The sequence below is a fragment of the Enterococcus sp. DIV1368f genome, assembly GCF_051712245.1.
In the GTDB taxonomy this organism is placed as follows: Bacteria; Bacillota; Bacilli; order Lactobacillales; family Enterococcaceae; genus Enterococcus; species Enterococcus faecalis.
Genome location: NZ_JBIOON010000001.1, coordinates 1,031,285 through 1,052,830, shown reverse-complemented (window position 1 = coordinate 1,052,830; position 21,546 = coordinate 1,031,285). Strand labels below are relative to the sequence as shown.

Genomic DNA, 21,546 nt, shown 5'->3' with positions numbered 1-21,546 from the left:
TGCGTTCATTCTGGATTTCTCTTTAGATTATCAACAATTAAAAACAACTCGTTTCTTCTAACTGTTTGGTTTCTTTTCCATTTGCTTTTGCCACGACCAATTGCGCCATTTGTTTAAACGAATTATTTAAACCAATGCCACCCTTTTTGGGCATCTTCACAATTGGCACTTGCTGATAATAGTGACTGACTGCTGGATTTTCTTCTGCCATCGCTGCAATTGCAGGAATGCCCGCAGCATTAAACTTACAAGCTAGACGAGCAGCCATTTCTCCAAAATTAGGATAATGCATGGCTGGTCCGCAAAGAACCGTATCGGCATGAAACTTTTTTGCAAAGCCAATAAATTTCTTTGCTACCTCTTCCTCGTTTTCCAAATAATATTGGTCACCACAATAAAGTGTCGCAACAATTTCCGCTCCTTGCTTCTGTAAAAATGGTAGCAATGTTACCCCTGGACCTAAGGGAGCTTTTTTACCACTTGGTTTCAGCTGAGCTTGTTCATCACTGCCAAATCCTGCTAAACTGTGGTTTAAGACTAAAAGGATTTTTTTCACGCCTATTTCCTCCTTATTTATAAATCATCGAAGTCAAAGGAATCAAAATCAATTTCTTCACTCTCTTCTTCTTGTGCTTTCCATTCTTCACGTAAATATTGGTCATCCATAACTCGAATAAAAGGATAATAAATGAACATTCCTAGTACCAATAAGAGAGCTTGCAGAATTGATCCTTGCCAACCGCTGACTAAAAATCCTGAGATAATTGGCGGGGTCGTCCACGGCAATTGAATACCATTCGTCAATGGAACTAAGCCCCAATCCATAGCAAAATAGGCAATAATAATATTAATCGCAGGTACTAAGACAAATGGAATTAAAAGGATTGGATTTAAAACAATTGGCAACCCAAAAATGATTGGTTCGTTAATCCCAAAAACACCAGGAATTAGTGAAAGTTGCGAAAGCTTTTTAATTCGTTGACTTTTACAGAATAAGACCATCACAATGATTAATGAGAGTGTGGAACCGGCGCCACCAAATGTTGCAAACATATCTTGAAATTGCCCAGTGATGATGTTGGGAATTTCATGGCCGTCTTTAAATGCTTGTAAATTTTCAACAGACAATGCCCGCAAAACAGGATTAAAGACTGCGCCAACCACGCTACCTCCGTTAATGCCAAAGAACCAAAAGAAGTGTAAAAACAAATAAGCAATGCTCATTGCACCTAAGGTATTACCAAGACTCAATAAGGGCGTTTGTAGAAATTCAAAAATAACATCTTGTAAATTACCATAAGGAGTTAAAGCAGCCAGCCAATTGACTAAAAACATGAGAGTAACAACTAAAAAGCTCGGGATCAGGGCCTCAAAAGACTTAACCACTGTTGGTGGTACTCCTTCTGGCATTTTTATTGTCCACCCTTTACGAACAATGGCCACAAATAAACGAGTCGCAATTAATGCGACAATCATTCCTAAAAACAAGCCACTGGAACCCATCCATTTTAAAGGTAAACTGGTAACTTCATAAACCTTTGAACTATTTTCCGGTGTAAATAATGTTTGATAAGGCGTTACAATAAAAAATGAAACCAATGCGATAATTCCTGCTTGCATTGCATCCACATTGAATTGTTTCCCTAAACTATAGGCAATACCGACAACGGCCAGAATGGTCATTACATCAAAACTAGCACTAGCTGGAACAGACATCATTGTCGCCCAGTCTTTACCAAGCAAATGAGACATCCAAGTATCCCATTGCGGCAAAGGAAAATTAGCTATTAATAAGAAGACCGAACCAACAATCAACAAGGGCGTTGATAAAAGGAAGCCATCACGAATCGCTACTAAATACTTATTTTCTCCTATCACTTTTGCCAAAGGGGTCAATACGCGCTCTAACCAATCCAAAAATTTTTGCACGGTCGTCACTCCTATCTATTATTTTTTATTTTGCTTAATTAACCGCAGCGCTTCTTTCATTGCTTTTTCGCCATCCATCATGCCATAAATTTCTGGCGTAATTGCAGCGACAGGAATCCCTTGAGGAGCAAATTGTTCTTTTGTTTTTTCTAATAAAAAACGGACTTGTGGTCCTAATAAAATAGCAACAGGCTTCTCTGCTTCAACCACTTCCTGTGCTCTTGCAATAGGAAAAGCAGTAATCATTAAAGGCATTTGATGTTTTTCCACCACTTCCATCATTTTATTCACCATAATACTTGTAGACATTCCTGCATCACAAAAAAGATAAATTTGTTTTTTACTCATGTTCCTTCACTCTCCTCATTTATTCAATTGGTGCTTTGATTCTTTTTTCATAGGCTGCTAACCATTCTTGTGAAATCGGCTGAATCTCTGTGGTATGATTCTTGCCTGGATTTGCAATATAGATTTCTGGTTGCTGCATATCAGTACCAACCGTAAAAGTAAATTCCACATTCGTAGCTACGCCCCAGTCTCCCTGTTTGTCCATGGCCACTAATGAAAAAGCTCCTGCTTTCCCATAACGTTGGGTCAATTTTTCGTGAAAAGCATAGACCGCTTGATCACATGCTTGTTGTGGGGAGCACCCTTCCCCCATTAAACGGACGATTTCATAAGAAAGACAGCCTTTCATTAAATCTTCACCTAATCCTGTAGCCGCAGCACCACCAATTTCGCTATCAACATAAAAACCAGAACCTGACAGTGGTGAATCGCCAACACGTCCTGCTTTTTTCATGAAGAGTCCCGAACTGGAAGTGCCAGCTGCCATTGATCCTGTTTGGTCTAACGTAATAGCGCCGACAGTATCATGCCCATCATAGGGGTTCAACTGATTTTCCTGAATTTCTTTTAAACGCTTTTGCCACCATTGATTAGCGCGTTCTGTCAACATATTCTTTCTTTCAAAACCGTGCAACATTGAATATTTCGTTGCACCTGCGCCAACACGAAAACTATTAAACTTCTCTTTACTTAATGCTTTAGCCACTGAAATCGGATTTTTAACATCTGTAATTCCCGCCACAGCACCAATTGCAAATGTGTCTCCATCCATATAGGCAGCATCCATTTCTAAAATCCCTTCCTCATTAGGTAAACCGCCGTAGCCCACTGACTTATAAAAAGGATAGTCTTCTACTTCTTTAATTAATTGTTCCACGGCCGTGCCTGCAGCACCTCCTTGTTGTAATTCTTCTGTAGCTTTTAGTAACCCATCATGTGCCATCCGCCATGTCGCAATTGCACCCCAAGTCATTTTCCATCCGCCCTTTCGTTAACGCTTACATTTCTCCACCATTATAAACTAGTATATACTGTTTTGTATATACTGAAAATGAAATTTTATACAGAAAAATAGAAGATACACGTATGCGACCTCTACGAAACACATTGGCTTCTTCTCATACGTGTATCTTCTATTGGTTTTATGCTTCTGTTAATGCAATCATCGCTTGCATATAGATTTCCAGATTAAGCAGTAAATCTTTTTCATCCATATATTCATCTTGGTTATGCGCAATGCCTTTTTGACCAGGAAATGATGGACCAAAAGCAACGATATTCGGCATAAAGCGAGCATACGTAGCACCTGTAGTTGTGACTGGCGTCCCATCTAAGCCAGTAATTTGTTCATAAACCTTGGTTAATTTTTGAACATTGCGCTCATCTTTTGGAAACAGCGTACTAGGGAGGCGGCGGATGACGGTCACTTCACTTTCTGGAAATAGTGCCTTCGTTAGCTGCGTGGTTACTTCGTTTTCTGTAATAGAAACAGGATAACGCACGGCCAATGATAACACCAATTGCTGTCCTCTTTTTTCCAACGCATAGGGCGTTAAAATCAATTGCCCACTATCCTGATCCTTAAAGTCCAGAGCTACTCCTTCGCCATAGTGCTTTTCGTGAAAACTAGCGGTTAACCAGTCGAAATACTGTAATAAATTTCCTTTGACTAACTGTTCCTCGCTAATTTTCTGTGCCAATAAAGTAATCGCGTTCTTGCCTAGTTCTGGCGCATTGGAAGGAGCACGTTTTCCCGTGATTGCTGTTGTTTTTCCCGCAATCACCACACTTAATTGATCAGGTACGTGGTCTTTTGCTTGATCACCTATAATCTGACCAATTTGTTCACTTGAATCATCTGGGATGGTCGTTGTGATCTCATAATTAACAATCCCTCGCTCCCCATAAACTACTGGATATTTACAATCTGGAGTAAATCCAAAAACGGGTGCGTTTTCCTTCTCTAAATATAAGGGGATATCTCCACTCCCACTTTCTTCATCCGTGCCAAACATTAAGCGAATGGTTTTCTTTGGTTGGTAACCAAGTTCTTTCAGTAATTTCATTCCATACAGGCAAGCCAAGATAGGACCTTTATTATCTAGAATTCCTCTACCATACAAACGTTGATTTTTTTTCGTTAATTGAAAGGGCGGCACTGACCAACCAGAACCTTCTGGTACTACATCTAAATGACCAATAATTCCCAGATATTCTTCCGCTGTTCCCCATTGCGCATAGCCAACTGCGTCATTGACAATCCCAGTTTGAAAGCCATAACGCTCTGCCAGTTTCAGCGTTTCTTCCAAGGCTCTTTTCGGTCCTTCACCAAAAGGTGCCTCTTTTTTAGGCGACCCTTTCACACTTCGAATCGCGATAATTTTGTTTAAGTCTTCATAAAATAAATCTTTTTGAGCGTCTATTTCTTCTTTTATCTTCATTCGTTCCAAGAACCTCCTAGCTCCACTTGGTTGTTTTCAGACGGGCTATAGCGGGTCAGTGTGTTTTTAAACGTGTACCGATCTGCTCGATATAAAGAGACATCATATAAAATGGGGGTTGCATCAAGCGCATAGGTGATAGAGTGGACTTGTAAAAGTGGCTGGCCCACAGGAACATTCAATAATTCTGAAATTTCCGCTTCAACTAAAATTGCTTCAATTTCTTGATGCGAATAAGCAATCTCGACGTTCTTCTCGATTAAGCAGAAAAGAGAGCCCTCGAAGTCTTGCTTCGTATGGCCTTGTACGTATGCCTGTGGCAAATAAATTTTTTCAACTGTCATTGGTTCGCCGTCTAACATTCGGCGGCGAATCAGTTCATAAATTGCCTCATTTTTGCCCACTTGGAGCGCCTCCCGAATTTTCTCAGCGGGATGTACTACTTCTTCAAAGGAAATGACTTCTGTCTGGCTTTTTTTCCCGTAAGCTTTGGCTGCCTCAGTAAAACCTTGTAAGCCAGCGCGACCACTTTGAATTTTCGCTTGCGACATCACATAACTACCTTTACCATGTCGTTTTACCAAAATATTTTTGCGGATCAAATCATCAATCGCTTTACGAATGGTCAAGCGACTGCAGTTATATTCTTTAGCTAAATCATATTCTGAAGGTAATTTTTGTGCACTTACATACAGACCGTCTCGAATCTTCTTTTCAATTTCTGCAGAAATTTGCTTAAATTTGGGTGCATTTTCTGTCATTTCATCGCCTATCTTTCTTCAAAAAAATAAATTTTCTAGTATATACCACACTGTCTATACTAAATCAATTTTTAAGAAACCGCAATCATTTGTTGCGTTTCTTAAAAATCAAAAAAGAAAGCGAGCCACAAGTCGGTTGGACTTGTGGCTCGCTTTTTTAGGAAAAATATGTTATTTCCCTTTCATCCGTTCTTTGCCTTCTTGACACATATAGAGTAGCGGACAGGCTTCACATTTAGGCGCTCTTGCTAGGCAGTGATAACGCCCAAAGAAAATCATGGTATGGTGCGTTTTCACCCAGAGTTCTTTTGGAACTTTACGCATTAAGGTCTGCTCAACTTCAGTAACATTCGCATTTAGCTTACAAATTCTAAGGCGCTTGGACACTCGTTCCACATGTGTATCTACTGCAAAAGCCGGTTCGCCGAAAGCATCTCCCATTACTACATTGGCTGTTTTTCTCCCCACGCCAGGTAAACTGACCAGTTCATCTCTGGTTTGCGGAACTTCTCCATTGAAACGTTCTAAAAGTTGTTGTGCACACGCTTTAATATTTTTTGCTTTATTGCGATATAAGCCAATGGTTTTTATTTTAGCAATAATCTCCTCCACCGGCGCAGCTGCTAAAGCTTCTGGTGTTGGAAAAGCTGCGAATAAACCAGGAGTCGCTTTATTTACCGATACATCGGTTGCTTGCGCACTTAAAATCACAGCAATTAATAATTCAAAAGGATTCTTATGTTTTAATTCACATTCTGCATTTGGAAACATCTCATACATAATTTCAATAGCTTGCATCGTTTTCTCTTTTGATAGCATGGCCCACCTCCTTTTTATTCACTGTCTTCTGGATTTAACCAATTGTGTAATGTAACCTTTGGTAGCGCTTCTTGTGTCTGACCTTGTTGTTCAATCTCATTTTGAATCATAGAATCTTTTCGTTTTTTCTGATCAGCAGCCACTTGTTCTTTGGTGGTAATATTTTTACGCTCCCACGCAAGTAAAATACGATCAATATATTTCAAACTATAGGCCTGATTTAAAACGGCTTCTCGCAACGCTAAACGGATTAATTCAGGGGAATAATGGTCCGTGTTCAACCACTGACCAATCATTTCTAATTCAATGGGTGAAAGTGGACGTCCGAATTCTTTTTCAAAGCCTTGATAAAGCTGTTTAATTTCATCTTCGTGATTTGCGACAACTTGTTTTTCTTTGCTCGTTTGTAAAAATAATTGAATCTTTTGAAAAACAGGCAGTAAATCATACGTATCCATCATTTGACCTTTTTGGTTTTGTTGTGTTTCAATTCGAATAAAACCGCGAGAAACCAATTGATTTAATAACTTATAAATCGTATCTGGCGTTTTACCCATCGTCTCTGCAATCGCCATTAAGTCTGGAAATAAATCGCCTGCATTTTGCGAACGAAAAAGTTGCAGTAAAAAGAGAAATTCATCATCTTTCAAACCAATTTTTTGGTAATGATCAAATAGTAAGTTTGAGATTGTTGTTTCACCAGCTTCTAAATATTCACGAATTGATAACATTGTTGTTGTCCACTTCCCCTTGCTTGTTTCACTTATTGCACTTGATAAACATCAAAATAAATAGCTTTCATATAATCAATTAAATAACTAGGATTCAATTCTTCTCCCGTTGCATCATAAATTAATTGATTTGGTTTACGTGAAGCGCCGTACTGATGAATATGTTGTGTTAACCATTTACGGATATCAGAATAATCCTCCGAAGCTAAAATTTCATCAACAGATAATTCTTGTTTCATTGCGTGAAATAGTTGCGCGGCATACATATAACCCAAGGCATAAGATGGGAAATAACCAAAGCTACCTCCAGACCAATGAACATCTTGAAGGACACCTTCTAAGTCATTTTCAGGTGATATGCCTAAGTACTCTTGGTATTTTTCGTTCCACACTTTTGGCAAATCAGCGACTTCCAAAGAACCATTAAACAACATTTTCTCAATTTCATAACGAATAATGATATGCAAAGGATAGGTGAGACTATCGGAATCAATCCGTATCAAACTTGCTTTCGTTTCTTTTAAAGAAGCATAGAAATCTTCAAAAGCAATATCATCAAAAGTGCCTTCTGCGCATTCTTGGAAAAACGGGTATTGTTTTTGCCAAAAAGCCCGGTTGCTACCAATGATAATTTCATTAAAGAGCGATTGTGATTCGTGAATCCCCATAGAGGCACCTTCGCTTAGCGGCGTAAAGTCAAATTTAGGATCAAAATTTTGTTCGTACATCCCATGACCCGCTTCATGAATCACACCAAATGTTGCCATTGAGAAATTATTTTCTTCCCAGCGCGTAGTAATCCGCGCATCATTTCGATTTAGAGCTGTCATAAATGGATGAACTGTATCATCTAATCGGCCTTTTGAAAAATCATAGCCTAATTGTTCAACCACACCAATCACAAAACGGCGTTGTTGTTCTTTGGTCATTTTTCTAGATAAAAAGTCAGTTCTAGGCGGCGTACCTTTTTCCTCTAAAACGGTCCGAATCTCTTGAATCCCTTGTTTTACTTGGTCGAATACTTGGTCTAGTTTCTCAACCGTCATCCCTGGTTCAAATTGATTTAATAACACATCGTACGGTGTTTTTTCTTCTTTTTGCCAATAAGGAATGAACTCTTTTTGGAACGCAACGACCTTCGTTAAGGTTTCTTCTAACAAGCCGAAATCTTGTGCAGCGCGTGCTTTTAGCCAATCTGTATGTGCTTGGTTTAATACTTTAACATATTCTTGCATACGTTCAGCTGGAACATTTTTATTCAAAGCATATTCTTCTTTTACTTTTTCAAAAACCAGTTTCCCTAATTCAGATAATTCTTCAGGGCGTGTCTCAAAATAGGCCAATGCTTCTTGAATAACTGGGCCAATACTTCGTTCAAAATATAATCCGGTTAAATACCCTTCTACTTCTCCTCGAAAAGGACTACTTTTTTCTGGCATCCCAGTTGATGAATCCCAGTCTAATAATGTCAAGGCATTTTTTAGTAATTGAATTTCTTTCACTTCTTGTAAAAATACAGCTTCCTTCATTTTTTTACACCAGCTTTCTTAGTCTTCCCGTGGTTTTCTTGGTGGACGTGTTCCCCAGTATTGGAATAAATCTGTTCGTAAGGCTCCGTTGTAAAGCTTCCGTTTTTTAGTAGCTTTGGCACCATAATATTCTTCAAAAGCAAGATCACTCGTCAGTATATACTTGCTCCAAGTAGTTAACGGACGGAAAACATGGCCCATTTCTTTATACAAACGGCGAACACTTTCCTCTTCTCCTAAACGCTCACCATAAGGCGGGTTAGCTACCATTACACCATATTCCTTCTCGGTTGTAAAATCTTTTAAGGCCAATTGTTTAAAGGTAATTGAATCACCTAAACCAACTTCCTCAGCATTCGCTCGTGCGACTTCAATCATTCGCCCATCAACATCTGAACCACAGATATCTAATTCAACATCGTAGTCTGCCTTTGCCTCGGCTTCGTTACGTACTTTTTCAAAAATTGCTGGATCAACCCAATCCCATGTTTCACAAGTAAAACTACGATTAAAGCCAGGGGCAATGTTATGGCCAATTAATGCTGCTTCAATACAAATTGTTCCAGAACCACAAACTGGATCATAAAAAGGACGATCTTTACGCCAATTGGTCAACATCACTAAAGCAGCTGCCATGTTTTCCTTAAGAGGTGCGCCCCCCTTTTCAATGCGATAGCCTCGTTTAAATAAACTTGGTCCAGTCGTGTCCAACGTCAACGTCACTTTATCTTTTAGAAGAGCCACTTCTAATTTAAACAAAGCTCCTGTTTCGGTTAAAGGCACCGTCGCTGGACGATGGTAAACTTCTCTTAAACGGTTAACAATGGCTTTTTTGGTGATGGCTTGGCAATCAGGAACACTATACAATTTTGACTTAATTGATTTACCTGCAACTGGAAATTCTGCATCTAAAGGCAAATAATCTTCCCAAGGAAGTGCTTTAACTTTTTCAAATAATTCATCAAAACTATAGGCGTTAAATTCGCCAACGACGATTTTAATCCGATCTGCTGTTCGTAGCCATAAATTGGCAGTGGCAATTGTTTCAACAGTGCCTTCAAAGACGGCCCGGCCATTTTCTACTTCACAGGGAATCCCTAAATCACGCAATTCTTTTCCAACTAATGCTTCTAAGCCACTAGCAGCCGTTGCAACAAGTTTGAATGTTTTTTCTTTCGTCATAAAAACTCCTTCTTGACTCTTTTTTATTGTCTGGAGCTAACAGTCCTGCCGACTACTGCTCCGCTTGTTTTTTGTAATTGTCCGCTTTCTCTGAACTAAACGGCCCTGTCCCGCCCTCTTTAGAACAGACAGCTTACTACTTTTATCTCAGTTTCTTTATTTTAACATTTTTTTATTCTTTTCGTAAAAAAAGCCTTCACAACTACGTTGGAAGGTCTTCCTGAATTACTTGTAATTTTCTATAAGCCATGTTCTGTATCACCAATTCTTCAGGAAAAATTGGTGACGGTCATCATCTATCTGCAGAGTAAACTCTGCCTCTTCTACTCGTTCATTTCCTTTAGAAGAGCGCCCCTACCATTGTTTGGGTTGCTCGCTCGAGGGGTTTACCGCGTTCCACCGATGGAGTTTCCCACATCGCTTCGTCACTGTGGCACTTTCAAGGATACTTTGACATAGTCGAAACCTTAGTCATTTTTCCTGCCGTTACTCTAAAAGAGTACCTTAGCTTATGATTTCGCTAAGCACGAACACTACAAGCATCTCAGCTTGTGCGAGCATGGACTTTCCTCAGCTTGCAAAAGCAAACCGCGATCACCCGAAAATTACAAATCTGTTTAAACGAACAGCAAAAATTTACACACTACAACAAGTGTCCGCTATTCTAACAAATGCTTTTTGTTCTCCGTGAAAACTTGACTTAAATTGTCTTGTTAAAATTGACGTGTTTGTGCATTATCAACATCATGGTTCGCTGGTTCTGCAGGCATTGACTGTGCAGAAGGCGTTACAGGTGTTTCATCTAACTTTTTACCAAAAACTTCACGCTCTAAGTTTGATAAACGTTTTAAAATATCAAAGTTGGTCACTGCTGCACTTTTTGGTACTTCTTGAGCAACACGAGGCGTTGGTTGGGCTTTTGATAATTGGTCTAATTTTGCCATTAAGCGGCTGTTTTCTTCTTGCAAGCTTAATAATTCTTTATTATAAGCTTCGTAGTCTTTAATAACATTGTCTAAAAATTCGTCTACTTCAATTGGGTCATACCCGTTCATCATTTTCGTTTTAAATTCTTTTTGTAAAATGTCTTTAGGACTATATACTAAATTTGCCATGTTTACACCTCATTTGTTTATTTACGATAGAAAATTTCATAGTTCCACAAATACTATTGTAACGAAAAATAGCTAGAAAATCAAACAGATTCTCTAATCAATCACCGAGTTTTGTAAATCATCCATTGTAATTAAGCGAATATCATAGGGTTCTCGTTCCGAAAAATGTTGTGCGTCCTTTAAAAAATACTCCGTTTTGCCAGGGTACTCTTTGTCATAAATAAGTAAGCTGCCCCCAGAATGTTCCAAAAGAAATTTTGTATGCATTTTTAATTGTGCTGGCGATTGATAAGGTTGGTGACTTACTGAGTTGATATAATCAGCCAAACTTTCCGCTTTCGTTAACAGTTCTCGATTTTGTTCATTCCAATTATTGCCAAAGTCTTTAAATGGATAAAGCAAACCTAGCTGAACTTCTGGATATTCCGTTTTTAATTCCCCAACTACTTCAGCTGTCCAAAGTTCAACACCTAAATTGCCAGAAATCAAAATCCATTCTACTCCTGCTTCAATATAACTGGCTAACTCTTTTTTTAAGACATTTTTAATAACTGTGATTTTCGGGTCTTTTCCTTGAAATATCCCCAATTCAAAGCTGCGATAACCGGTGACATAGAGGGTTTTTATCATTTCCATAAGTCATCCCTTTTCTTTCAGGTCTTTTTTTTGGTATAATACAGGCTAGGAGTGTGATAAACGTGACGTTCCATTATCCTAACGGAATACCTTATAATCATCATGAAGCACAATCACCAAAAAAACAAGTAAAAAAGAAACGCCCCGTTGAATTTGGTAATCGCGGGATGGATTTCGAAGAAGCGATCAATCAAAGCAATCAATATTATCTATTGAATAAGCAAGCAGTCGTTCATAAGAAACCCACTCCTGTTCAAATTGTTAAAGTAGATTATCCCAAACGAAGTGCGGCTGTTATTAAGGAGGCCTACTTTAGACAAGCTTCAACGACTGATTATAACGGTGTATATCAAGGCCGTTACATAGATTTTGAAGCGAAAGAAACGAAAAATACCACGTCCTTTCCCTTTAAAAATTTTCATCAACATCAAATTGATCATATGGAACAATGTATAGCACAACAAGGGATTTGTTTTGTGCTATTATGGTTTTCAAGCTTAAAACGCTGCTTCTTTTTTAGTGGTGAAAATCTAATAACGCATTGGAAAAACCAAGCAGTTACTGGAAAAAAATCTATGCCGCTTGCACTCATCGAGAAAGAAGGAATTGAATTACCTTTTGGAATCGCACCGCGAATCCCTTATCTCGACGCAGTGGAACAATATATTCAGACACACTAGATTCATAAAGTTTTGAAAGTATAACAAAGGAGTTGCTATTTATGCCAACCGCAAATTCAGGCTCGCGAGCTGCTAGACATGCATCCAACACCTCATCGAAGTCGAGTTACAAGAAAAAGACACAACCGCCGAAAAAGAAAAAACGGCTTGTTTTAAAAATCTTTCTTGGCTTACTTATCGCTGGGATGGTCGCTTTTTTAGCAGGCGTTGGTCTTTTTTGGTTCTATGCACGACAAGCCCCAAAATTAGAAGATGACAAACTGAATGCGACAGTTTCATCGAAGCTTTACGATATTAATAATGAAATTTTTGAGGATTTAGGCGCAGAAAAGCGTGAATTAATTCAACCAAATGATGTGCCTCAATTATTAAAAGATGCCATTGTTTCTGTCGAGGACCGTCGTTTCTATAAACACATTGGTGTGGATCCGATTCGGATTATCGGTTCTGCCCTTTCAAATGTCAAAAATGGTGGATTACAAGGCGGAAGTACCTTAACCCAACAATTAATTAAATTGTCCTACTTCTCTACAAAAGAATCTGACCAAACCTTGAAACGGAAAGCACAAGAAGCATGGATGGCTGTTCGTTTAGAACGTGAAAAATCAAAAGAAGAAATTTTAACTTACTACATTAACAAAGTCTACATGGCGAATGGTTTCTATGGAATGGAAACAGCGGCTGAAAATTATTATGGTAAACATTTATCTGAACTTGATTTACCACAAACGGCCCTACTGGCAGGAATGCCACAAGCGCCAAACTCATATGATCCCTATACAAAACCAGATACTGCTAAAGAACGTCGGGATGTCGTACTCTACACAATGTACGACAATAAAAAAATCTCGAAAGCAGAGTACGAAAAAGCTAAAGCTACCCCGATTAATGAAGGCTTAGTTCCATTAAAAGCCAGTGATGACAATCGAAAAGTCGTAGATAATTACGTCAAAGAAGTAATCAATGAAGTGAAAGCAAAAACTGGTAAAAATGTTTACACAGACGGACTAGATATCTACACAAACTTAGATATGAATGCCCAAAAACAACTTTACGATATTGTCAACAGTGATCAATACGTTGCGTTTCCAGATGATAAAATGCAAGTGGCTTCAACCGTTATCGATGTTGCCTCTGGACAGGTCCGAGCACAGATTGGTGGTCGTCACATTCCTGATGATGTACAATTAGGAAACAATTTAGCTGTTAACACCCAACGTGATGTTGGTTCAACCGTGAAACCAATCATGGATTATGGTCCCGCAATTGAGAATTTAAATTATTCGACGGGTCGCCTCATGGTGGATAAACCAACGAAATATCCTGGTACTGACATTGATGTCTTCAACTCTGATTTAACATATCAAGGCGTCATTACTATGCGCCGTGCGATTATGGGTTCTCGTAACACAACCGCGGTCCAGACGTTTGATGAAGTTGGTAAAGAAAACATCATGCCTTTCATTAAAGGGCTAGGAATTGACTATAAAAACTTAGAAGCCTCGAATGCCATTTCAAGTAACACAAGCGATGTAGATGGCGATAAATACGGGATTTCCTCATTGAAATTAGCAGCAGCTTATGCGGCTTTCGCCAATAACGGGATTTACAACAAACCGTATTACGTAAACAAAGTCGTTTTCAATGATGGAACTAGCGTTGATTATCAACCTGATGGTAAACGTGCGATGAAAGACTCTACCGCCTATATGATGACGGATATGTTAAAAGATGTTTTAAACGGCGGAACAGGATTTAACGGCGCCATTCCAGGCTTAATCCAAGCGGCCAAAACAGGGACTTCTAACTATACTGATGAAGATTTAGCGCGAATGGGCACAACAGAAAAAGGAATTGCCCCTGATAGTACCTTTGTTGGTTATACAACACACTATGCCGTTTCTGTTTGGACTGGATACAATGATCGAAATACACCAATCTATCAAGAATACTATGGGATTGCCTCGGATGTTTATCGTGAAATAATGAGTTACTTGTCTCAAAATGTTTCAAACGATGACTGGGTGCAGCCAGACAGTGTTGTGCGGGTAGGTAATGAATTATACGTGAAAGATGCCTATGAGGTACCAAATGTACAAGTTTTACCAAGTACTACCTCTTCAGCACCACAGCCGGAATCTAGCAGTACGGTGGAATCCTCTTCCACAAAAGAAGCGGAAAGTTCATCAAGTTCTAGTTCAGAAAGTGCGCCTTCTTCCTCTGAAGCGCCACCATCAACCGAACAACCGGCAAGCTCTTCCTCAGCAGAGCAACCGGCAACATCGGAACAACCACCTGAACCTTCAAGTTCTAGTTCACAAGAACCACCGCAACCACCTGAGAGTAGTTCTAAACCAGATGAAAATAAAGCTGCATAAAAAGTACGGGGCTCATGATGAGCCCCGTACCTTTTTTAGAGTAAAAATGGACGAAGTGAACTGAATCACTTCGTCCATTTTTGCTTATTTACTTTCTTTATTTGCCAAAGCTGCACCAACAAATCCTTTGATTAAGCGTTGTGGGCGATTTGGACGAGAAATTAATTCTGGGTGGAATTGACAAGCCACAAAGAATTGTTTTTCAGGAATTTCAACAATCTCAACTAAACGATTATCTGGTGAAACTCCAGAGAAAACTAAGCCATTTTCTTCAAATAATTGACGATATTTGTTGTTAAATTCATAACGATGACGGTGACGTTCTTGGACAACATCTTCATTTCCGTATGCTGCCGCAGTTTTCGTTCCTTTTTTCAATTTACATGGATATAAACCTAAACGTAGTGTGCCACCTAAATTCTCGATGTTTTCTTGATCTGCCATTAAATCAATAATGTTATTTGTCACGTCAGGATTAGTTTCTGCAGAACCAGCATCTTCTAAGCCCACAACGTTACGACCAAATTCTACACAGGCCATTTGCATACCTAAGCAAATGCCAAGGAATGGTACGTCATTTTCGCGAGCAAAACGAATCGCTTCAATTTTTCCTTCAATTCCACGATCACCAAAACCACCAGGAACCAAAATACCATCTGCTGAACCAATTCTTTCAGCGACATTTTCAGCAGTTAATTCTTGTGAATCAACCCAATCAATTTCGATATCTGAATCAAAATCAAATCCAGCATGTTTTAATGCTTCTACAACAGAAATATAAGCATCTGGTAATTCAACATATTTACCAACCAGCGCAATTTTTGTTTTCTTTTTCAAGTTAAGAACTTTTTCTTCTAATGCACGCCACTCAGTCATGTCTGCAGCCGGTGCGTCCAATTTTAAATGATCACAAACAATTTGATCCATGTTTTGTGCTTGAAGTGCTAATGGAATGGAGTACAATGTTTCAACATCACGAGATTCAATTACCGCTTCTGGATTAACATCACAGAATTGTGCTAATTTGTTTTTAGTGTTTTGAGAAACAGGTAATTCCGTACGGACCACTAAAATATTTGGTTGAATTCCTAAACTTCTTAATTCTTTGACACTATGTTGTGTTGGTTTAGTTTTCATTTCGCCAGCCGCTTTTAAGTAAGGAATCAAGGTTGTATGGATGTACATTACGTTGTCACTACCCATATCAGCTTTCATTTGACGCAATGCTTCTAGGAAAGGTAATGATTCGATGTCGCCGACAGTACCACCTACTTCTGTGATAATCACATCGGCATCTGTCATTTTCGCTGCACGCATGATTTTTTCTTTGATTTCATTGGTAATGTGTGGAATGACTTGCACTGTTGCACCTAAGTATTCCCCTTTACGTTCTTTACGTAAGACTTCTGAATAAATTTTTCCAGTGGTTACGTTTGAGTATTTATTTAAGTTAATATCAATAAAACGTTCATAGTGACCTAAGTCCAAATCTGTTTCGGCACCATCATCTGTGACAAAAACCTCTCCATGTTGGTAAGGACTCATTGTCCCCGGATCCACATTAATATATGGATCGAATTTTTGAATCGTTACTTTTAATCCACGATTTTTTAATAATCGTCCTAAAGATGCTGCGACAATCCCTTTTCCGATAGAAGAAACCACGCCACCTGTAACAAAGATGTATTTTGTCATAATAGTTAAAAACCCTTTCTTTGATAATATTTTGTAGAGAGAAGTAAAACAACTTTGAGACTCTTACGTTTCTCCAAATAAAAAAGAAACAAAAATAGAAAAGCTCCCTATCCATTACGAATAGGGAGCTTGTAAGTTCGTTCAAACTTCTGACCTTCTTAAAGGTGCCCAAGTAGTATAATACAAGCAAACGGACATCAGGTCAAGTACTTCTATTCAAGAAAATAATTTTTTCTATTTTCTCATTTTTCTTAAGCATTCAACTAAAAAGCTTGACTCCTTCTTAGGAATCAAGCTTTTTTGTTTCTTACTCTTCAGAATATTCGTCATCAAAATCGTCTTCATCTTCAACATCATCGTCATCAATGATTGTTAAATCTTCTTCGATTTGCGGAATGTCTTCTTCATCATCGTCTGAATCTGCACCAATCTCTTGTAAGTCAGAGTTGTATGCTTTGATTTCTTCATCTTCATCTTCTTCATCATCGTACAAGATGTCTTCTTCATCATCATTTGTTAATTCAGCATCTTCTGGATCGTCATCGTTATAGTCAATTACATCTTCATCGTTTGGATTAGTGATGAAGGCATTTACTTTTTTACGTTTTCTACGACGTGGTGCATCTTCTTCGTCTTCTTCCAAGCCATGTGTAACTTCTTCATCGATTGAATCGATTGGATACCATGAACGTAAGCCCCAACGATTGTCTCCCAATGAGATAAAGCTACCGTCGATGTTTAAATCTGTATAAAATTGTGCTAATTGGTCACGAATTTCACTATCAGACTTGCCAAGATAATTTTGGATTTGGTTAACTAAATCAGAAAAATCCATTACATCTGCATGTTGTTCTAAAATAGCGTGTGCTACTTCAATCATGGATAATTCTTTTTTGTTTAACCCTTCAAATACATTAATTTCCAAGAGGTACACGTCCTTTCACAGTCTACTCCTTATCATACAAAAACATTGAAAAAAAATCAATTCTATTCTGCAATATTTATGCAGTAAATTCTAATTCTAAATGATATTCTCCGATTCGCTCTGTTTGAGAGTATAAATCATAATCAACTAAAATCTTACCAGACATTGGTTGGTCTTTTAAACTAACACGCAAATTATGTGTAAACGTACTAATCTGTAGCAAGCCATAAGGAGTTCGATAACTTGTATCTAATTTTTCCTGATAGCCAAATCTTAAACGCATCCGTAATTCGCCGGCACGAATCAGCTGAACATGCCCGTCTGGTTCAATTTTAATGGTTACGGGGGTCGGCTCTGTATCCTCTAATAATTCTTCTTTGTAACGAATGTATAATGTATCACCCATTTTTACTAATTGACCTTCTAAGTCAAAGAAAAAATCTTTTTGTTCGTTGCCTTGTTGGACAATCGTTTTTAGTTGAATCGATACAGGAACGCCTGTTGATAAATCCATAATGGTCACTCCTTTTCCAAAATATAACTTTCTTATTGTTGACTTTTTCAATGTATTTGTCAACTAAAGTCAATTTTTCCTTGCTTATGTACCTTTTCTTATTGTATAAGCTCTTTTCACGGGTTGCAAGCATTTGTTTCATCTATTTAATAAGAAAACCGTTTACTATTTTAGAGAATTCCTTCAGAATTCGTTTATATAACATGCTTTTTTGCGTTTTTTGTATATAATATAAGAGAGAGTAAGAAAATAAACGTATTAAATGACGTAATTATAAATAGACAGGACGTTTTTTATGAGCACAACTTTTCCCCTTCACACTGAATCCTTTATGTTCCTTGATTCAGGTTGTTTAACAAACAGTGACTATTTTTTACCTTTTGCCTTGACCGATGTTTTAACCACTTTTTCAGGAATGCAGCACCAACCAATCATTCATTTCTGGCAATTGGATCAAGCAATGATTCTTGGCATGAAAGATACCCGTGTACCACATCTAAAAGAAGGCATCGCTTCTCTGCAAGAAAACGATTATTCTGTAGTCGTTCGCAATGCCGGCGGTTTAGGGGTGATTGCCGATTCGGGTATTTTAAATGTTTCACTTATTTTACCAAATAATTCTGAACACAAATTAAGTATCGATGCGGCTTATGAATTAATGTGGGCTTGGCTCCGTCAGAGTTTTCCAGAGAAAGAGATTGACGCCTTTGAAATTACTACATCCTATTGTCCCGGTACTTATGATTTAAGTATTGGCGGTCAAAAGTTTGCAGGGATTGCCCAACGACGCGTCAAAGACGGTATTTCTGTCATGATTTACATCAGCGTTAACGGCAATCAACTTGCTCGTGGAGAAGTGGTTCGAGACTTTTACCTTGCTGGCTTACAAGAACAATTTGGTGAAAATGGTTATCCACCCGTTGATCCAGCAGTGATGGCAAATTTAGAAACCCTGATTGAGACTCCATTAACAATAGACGCCGTAAAAACCCGTTTAATCGAAGCATTACCTCAACAATTTGAAAAATCTATTGATCCAAACTTAACCGAACCAATTATAACCTCAGAATGGTTCCAAACAAATTTAACTGTCCAGCTGGAAAAAATGGCGCAACGAAACGCCTTAATTAAAGGAGAGATCGTATGACGATTCCGTATAAAGAGCAACGATTACCAATCGAAAAAGTTTTTCGTGATCCCGTCCATAATTATATTCATGTCCAACATCAAGTGATTTTAGACCTTATTAATTCTGCTGAAGTGCAACGATTACGTCGCATTAAGCAACTAGGCACTTCTTCTTTTACGTTTCACGGTGCCGAACATAGTCGTTTTTCCCATTCTTTGGGTGTTTACGAAATTACACGTCGGATTTGTGAGATTTTCCAACGTAACTACTCTGTGGAACGATTAGGTGAAAACGGCTGGAATGACGACGAGCGCCTGATTACACTTTGCGCAGCTTTATTACATGATGTCGGTCATGGTCCTTATTCACATACATTCGAGCATATTTTTGATACAAACCATGAAGCAATCACGGTCCAAATCATCACCTCACCAGAAACGGAAGTCTATCAAATTTTAAATCGTGTTTCGGCAGATTTTCCTGAAAAAGTCGCCAGCGTTATTACTAAACAATACCCAAATCCTCAAGTGGTGCAAATGATTTCTAGTCAAATTGATGCCGATCGCATGGACTATCTGTTACGTGATGCTTACTTTACAGGGACGGAATACGGAACCTTCGATTTAACTAGAATCTTACGTGTGATTCGACCATACAAAGGAGGCATTGCCTTTGCTATGAATGGGATGCATGCGGTGGAAGACTATATCGTTAGTCGTTACCAAATGTATGTCCAAGTCTATTTCCACCCTGTTTCTCGTGGGATGGAAGTGATTCTTGATCATTTATTGCATCGGGCGAAAGAATTATTTGAAAACCCTGAATTTGACTATGATTTACAAGCCTCTCTGCTTGTACCATTCTTTAAAGGGGACTTCACCTTACAAGAATATTTAAAATTGGATGATGGCGTCCTCTCTACGTACTTTACACAATGGATGGATGTGCCTGATTCAATTCTAGGTGATTTAGCCAAACGTTTCCTTATGCGTAAGCCTCTGAAGTCAGCCACCTTTACGAACGAAAAAGAGAGCGCAGCAACGATTGCTTATTTAAGGGAATTGATTGAAAAAGTTGGTTTCAACCCTAAATATTATACTGCCATTAATTCAAGCTATGATTTACCTTACGATTTTTATCGTCCAAATAAAGACCGTCATCGTACACAAATTGAATTAATGCAAAAAGATGGCTCATTAGTGGAATTGGCAACGGTCAGTCCCCTAGTTGCAGCACTTGCTGGTCAGAGTCAAGGAGATGAACGTTTCTATTTCCCTAAAGAAATGCTTGACCAAGGAAATAAAAAACATTACGATTTATTTGATGAGACGTATCGTGAGTTTTCAAGTTACATTCATAATGGTGCGTTAGTTTTAAAAAAATAGGTTTTCTAGGAGGATTCTATGTCAATTAAGTTAGTTGCTATTGATATCGACGGAACATTGCTAAATTCACAACACAAGATTACCCCACGGGTCAAAGAAGCGCTCCAAAAAGCAAATGAGCAAGGTGTTCGTATTGTTTTATGTACAGGCCGTCCTTTGCCAGGCGTCAAAGAACAATTGGATGAATTAGCCTTATATGGTGAAAATGATTTCGTGATTACCTACAACGGTTCGCTTGTCCAAGCAACCAAAGATAATGCGATTATTTCACGCTATACCTTGAGTTATGAGGATTTTTTAGAAATTGAAATGTATTCTCGTAAAGTCGGCGCTCACTTGCACACAATTGATGATTCCGCTATTTACACTGCCAATCGCAATATTGGTAAATATACGATTCACGAAGCATCTTTAGTGAACATGCCTTTAAAATATCGTACGGTGGATGAAATGACACCAGAGATGAACATTATTAAAATGATGATGATTGATGAGCCGGAAGTTTTAGATCCTGCCATTGCAAAATTACCATTACATTTTACCGAAAAATATACGACTGTTAAAAGTACGCCTTTTTACTATGAAATCATGAATAAAAATGCTAGCAAAGGCAATGCTCTAGCAAAATTGGCAGACCATTTAGGCTTAAATAAAGACGAAGTGATGGCCATTGGTGACAATGAAAATGACTTATCCATGATTGATTACGCTGGGATTGGTGTTGCGATGGGCAATGCGACAGAAAATGTTAAAACAATTGCCGATGTGCATACCACTAGTAATGACGAAGATGGTGTCGCTCAAATTATTGAAAAAATGGTTTTAATTTAAACATTCTTTTCAATAACAATAACCCTCAATCTAATCAACATAGATTGAGGGTTATTCGTTATTTTATGATGCTGCCGCTAGCCATTTTTCAACGGCCCAGCGGTGGCTTCCTCTTTTTAATAAACGGACTGCTTCTTCTGGTGCAACCCAGTGTAAAGTATTGGTCCTTTCTAAGGGTTCGCTAAGTTGCCGCCAAGTATTCGCTACATAAAAATATCCCGGATTATAATAGGCCGTTTGGCGATGGTTCGAATAAAAATATTCATCAGCTTCCCCTAAATAACAGCCAATTTCTACACTAATTCCCAATTCTTCTAGCACTTCTCGATGGATCGCTTCTTCTTTCGTTTCGGTGCCTTCAATTTCGCCTCCTGGTAAAAAATAAGCTCCATTTGGCGCTTGTACCAGAACCATTGTGTTATTTTCTGGCTTTGAAACAATAATGTATGCAGCATATCTTGTTTGATAGGTCAATGTCTCTTCTCTTTTTCCAAACGTTGGCGTTTTCATTGGCGCAC

21 protein-coding genes and 1 other RNA gene are annotated in these 21,546 nt (G+C 38.5%); 5 read left to right on the top strand and 17 right to left on the bottom strand.

Annotated features, from left to right (window positions below):
* Window positions 1-37 precede the first annotated feature (37 nt).
* From IGL07_RS05420 to IGL07_RS05360, 13 genes are all read right to left on the bottom strand, one after another.
* Window positions 38-556, bottom strand: a complete 519-nt coding sequence (locus IGL07_RS05420; protein ID WP_010817184.1) for a GrdB-related putative oxidoreductase — start codon at window positions 554-556, stop codon at window positions 38-40.
* Between the two features lie 17 nt (window positions 557-573).
* Window positions 574-1,929, bottom strand: coding sequence for a PTS cellobiose transporter subunit IIC (celB, locus tag IGL07_RS05415; protein ID WP_002384702.1), 1,356 nt, complete (start codon window positions 1,927-1,929; stop codon window positions 574-576).
* Between the two features lie 18 nt (window positions 1,930-1,947).
* Complete coding sequence (locus IGL07_RS05410; protein ID WP_002377823.1) at window positions 1,948-2,277, bottom strand: PTS sugar transporter subunit IIB; 330 nt, start codon at window positions 2,275-2,277, stop codon at window positions 1,948-1,950.
* 19 nt (window positions 2,278-2,296) lie between these two features.
* The gene (locus tag IGL07_RS05405) at window positions 2,297-3,250 is read right to left on the bottom strand and encodes a N(4)-(beta-N-acetylglucosaminyl)-L-asparaginase (RefSeq protein WP_002377824.1); all 954 of its coding nucleotides are present in this window, start codon (window positions 3,248-3,250) and stop codon (window positions 2,297-2,299) included.
* Window positions 3,251-3,419: 169 nt separating this feature from the next.
* A complete protein-coding gene (locus IGL07_RS05400; RefSeq protein ID WP_010817183.1) occupies window positions 3,420-4,718 on the bottom strand; it encodes a Sapep family Mn(2+)-dependent dipeptidase in 1,299 nt (432 codons plus the stop codon).
* Window positions 4,715-5,479 (bottom strand): GntR family transcriptional regulator, LSA1692 subfamily, encoded by a 765-nt coding sequence (locus IGL07_RS05395; protein WP_002357984.1) that lies wholly within the window; start codon window positions 5,477-5,479, stop codon window positions 4,715-4,717. Before IGL07_RS05395 ends, IGL07_RS05400 begins: the two co-directional genes overlap by 4 nt.
* Window positions 5,480-5,650: 171 nt before the next feature.
* Window positions 5,651-6,298, bottom strand: a complete 648-nt coding sequence (nth, locus tag IGL07_RS05390) for an endonuclease III (protein WP_195526161.1) — start codon at window positions 6,296-6,298, stop codon at window positions 5,651-5,653.
* Window positions 6,299-6,312: 14 nt separating this feature from the next.
* Window positions 6,313-7,029 (bottom strand): DnaD domain protein, encoded by a 717-nt coding sequence (locus IGL07_RS05385; protein WP_002361632.1) that lies wholly within the window; start codon window positions 7,027-7,029, stop codon window positions 6,313-6,315.
* 32 nt (window positions 7,030-7,061) lie between these two features.
* Entirely contained in the window at window positions 7,062-8,558 is a 1,497-nt protein-coding gene (locus IGL07_RS05380; protein ID WP_075575347.1) for a carboxypeptidase M32, read from the bottom strand.
* Window positions 8,559-8,576: 18 nt separating this feature from the next.
* Window positions 8,577-9,740: a THUMP domain-containing class I SAM-dependent RNA methyltransferase gene (locus IGL07_RS05375; protein WP_002357989.1), complete on the bottom strand. Its 1,164-nt coding sequence runs from the start codon at window positions 9,738-9,740 to the stop codon at window positions 8,577-8,579.
* Between the two features lie 237 nt (window positions 9,741-9,977).
* Window positions 9,978-10,346: RNase P RNA component class B (gene rnpB / locus IGL07_RS05370), an RNA gene on the bottom strand.
* 107 nt (window positions 10,347-10,453) lie between these two features.
* Window positions 10,454-10,855 carry a cell division regulator GpsB gene (gene gpsB, locus IGL07_RS05365; RefSeq protein WP_195526162.1) on the bottom strand — a complete coding sequence of 134 codons (402 nt, stop codon included), beginning with the start codon at window positions 10,853-10,855 and terminating at the stop codon, window positions 10,454-10,456.
* A gap of 93 nt (window positions 10,856-10,948) precedes the next feature.
* Window positions 10,949-11,491 (bottom strand): DUF1273 domain-containing protein, encoded by a 543-nt coding sequence (locus IGL07_RS05360; protein ID WP_002360568.1) that lies wholly within the window; start codon window positions 11,489-11,491, stop codon window positions 10,949-10,951.
* Window positions 11,492-11,553: 62 nt separating this feature from the next.
* On the opposite strand from IGL07_RS05360, the gene recU reads away from it, so the two are divergent.
* A complete protein-coding gene (recU, locus tag IGL07_RS05355) occupies window positions 11,554-12,171 on the top strand; it encodes a Holliday junction resolvase RecU (protein ID WP_010817181.1) in 618 nt (205 codons plus the stop codon).
* A gap of 41 nt (window positions 12,172-12,212) precedes the next feature.
* Window positions 12,213-14,549: a PBP1A family penicillin-binding protein gene (locus IGL07_RS05350; RefSeq protein WP_010817180.1), complete on the top strand. Its 2,337-nt coding sequence runs from the start codon at window positions 12,213-12,215 to the stop codon at window positions 14,547-14,549.
* An 84-nt stretch (window positions 14,550-14,633) separates the two neighbouring features.
* Here the strand turns inward: IGL07_RS05350 and IGL07_RS05345 are convergent, their stop codons facing one another.
* The 3 genes from IGL07_RS05345 to IGL07_RS05335 form a co-directional block, all read right to left on the bottom strand.
* Window positions 14,634-16,244 carry a CTP synthase gene (locus IGL07_RS05345; protein WP_002357995.1) on the bottom strand — a complete coding sequence of 537 codons (1,611 nt, stop codon included), beginning with the start codon at window positions 16,242-16,244 and terminating at the stop codon, window positions 14,634-14,636.
* Between the two features lie 307 nt (window positions 16,245-16,551).
* Entirely contained in the window at window positions 16,552-17,169 is a 618-nt protein-coding gene (gene rpoE, locus IGL07_RS05340) for a DNA-directed RNA polymerase subunit delta (protein WP_002357996.1), read from the bottom strand.
* Between the two features lie 76 nt (window positions 17,170-17,245).
* Window positions 17,246-17,683: a DUF1934 domain-containing protein gene (locus tag IGL07_RS05335; RefSeq protein WP_002382132.1), complete on the bottom strand. Its 438-nt coding sequence runs from the start codon at window positions 17,681-17,683 to the stop codon at window positions 17,246-17,248.
* Between the two features lie 331 nt (window positions 17,684-18,014).
* Here IGL07_RS05335 and IGL07_RS05330 point away from each other — a divergent pair, with 331 nt between their 5' ends.
* Genes IGL07_RS05330 through yidA form a run of 3 tightly spaced genes read left to right on the top strand, consistent with a single transcriptional unit; the run spans window position 18,015 to window position 21,028 of the window.
* Complete coding sequence (locus IGL07_RS05330) at window positions 18,015-18,830, top strand: lipoate--protein ligase family protein (protein WP_025189509.1); 816 nt, start codon at window positions 18,015-18,017, stop codon at window positions 18,828-18,830.
* Window positions 18,827-20,197: a dNTPase gene (locus IGL07_RS05325; protein WP_002357999.1), complete on the top strand. Its 1,371-nt coding sequence runs from the start codon at window positions 18,827-18,829 to the stop codon at window positions 20,195-20,197. Before IGL07_RS05330 ends, IGL07_RS05325 begins: the two co-directional genes overlap by 4 nt.
* Before the next feature lie 18 nt (window positions 20,198-20,215).
* Complete coding sequence (gene yidA, locus IGL07_RS05320) at window positions 20,216-21,028, top strand: sugar-phosphatase (protein WP_002358000.1); 813 nt, start codon at window positions 20,216-20,218, stop codon at window positions 21,026-21,028.
* Between the two features lie 63 nt (window positions 21,029-21,091).
* On the opposite strand, the gene IGL07_RS05315 is transcribed toward yidA, so the two are convergent.
* Window positions 21,092-21,538: an NUDIX hydrolase gene (locus IGL07_RS05315; protein WP_002358001.1), complete on the bottom strand. Its 447-nt coding sequence runs from the start codon at window positions 21,536-21,538 to the stop codon at window positions 21,092-21,094.
* Window positions 21,539-21,546: the final 8 nt, after the last annotated feature.

What these genes read in the sequence shown, in the direction of transcription:
- IGL07_RS05410 (WP_002377823.1), bottom strand. Translation starts at nt 2,277, where the DNA reads ATGAGTAAAAAACAAATTTATCTTTTTTGTGATGCAGGAATGTCTACA.
- IGL07_RS05405 (WP_002377824.1), bottom strand. Translation starts at nt 3,250, where the DNA reads ATGACTTGGGGTGCAATTGCGACATGGCGGATGGCACATGATGGGTTA.
- IGL07_RS05400 (WP_010817183.1), bottom strand. Translation starts at nt 4,718, where the DNA reads ATGAAGATAAAAGAAGAAATAGACGCTCAAAAAGATTTATTTTATGAA.
- IGL07_RS05395 (WP_002357984.1), bottom strand. Translation starts at nt 5,479, where the DNA reads ATGACAGAAAATGCACCCAAATTTAAGCAAATTTCTGCAGAAATTGAA.
- nth (WP_195526161.1), bottom strand. Translation starts at nt 6,298, where the DNA reads ATGCTATCAAAAGAGAAAACGATGCAAGCTATTGAAATTATGTATGAG.
- IGL07_RS05385 (WP_002361632.1), bottom strand. Translation starts at nt 7,029, where the DNA reads ATGTTATCAATTCGTGAATATTTAGAAGCTGGTGAAACAACAATCTCA.
- IGL07_RS05380 (WP_075575347.1), bottom strand. Translation starts at nt 8,558, where the DNA reads ATGAAGGAAGCTGTATTTTTACAAGAAGTGAAAGAAATTCAATTACTA.
- IGL07_RS05375 (WP_002357989.1), bottom strand. Translation starts at nt 9,740, where the DNA reads ATGACGAAAGAAAAAACATTCAAACTTGTTGCAACGGCTGCTAGTGGC.
- gpsB (WP_195526162.1), bottom strand. Translation starts at nt 10,855, where the DNA reads ATGGCAAATTTAGTATATAGTCCTAAAGACATTTTACAAAAAGAATTT.
- IGL07_RS05360 (WP_002360568.1), bottom strand. Translation starts at nt 11,491, where the DNA reads ATGGAAATGATAAAAACCCTCTATGTCACCGGTTATCGCAGCTTTGAA.
- IGL07_RS05350 (WP_010817180.1), top strand. Translation starts at nt 12,213, where the DNA reads ATGCCAACCGCAAATTCAGGCTCGCGAGCTGCTAGACATGCATCCAAC.
- IGL07_RS05345 (WP_002357995.1), bottom strand. Translation starts at nt 16,244, where the DNA reads ATGACAAAATACATCTTTGTTACAGGTGGCGTGGTTTCTTCTATCGGA.
- IGL07_RS05335 (WP_002382132.1), bottom strand. Translation starts at nt 17,683, where the DNA reads ATGGATTTATCAACAGGCGTTCCTGTATCGATTCAACTAAAAACGATT.
- IGL07_RS05330 (WP_025189509.1), top strand. Translation starts at nt 18,015, where the DNA reads ATGTTCCTTGATTCAGGTTGTTTAACAAACAGTGACTATTTTTTACCT.
- IGL07_RS05325 (WP_002357999.1), top strand. Translation starts at nt 18,827, where the DNA reads ATGACGATTCCGTATAAAGAGCAACGATTACCAATCGAAAAAGTTTTT.
- yidA (WP_002358000.1), top strand. Translation starts at nt 20,216, where the DNA reads ATGTCAATTAAGTTAGTTGCTATTGATATCGACGGAACATTGCTAAAT.
- IGL07_RS05315 (WP_002358001.1), bottom strand. Translation starts at nt 21,538, where the DNA reads ATGAAAACGCCAACGTTTGGAAAAAGAGAAGAGACATTGACCTATCAA.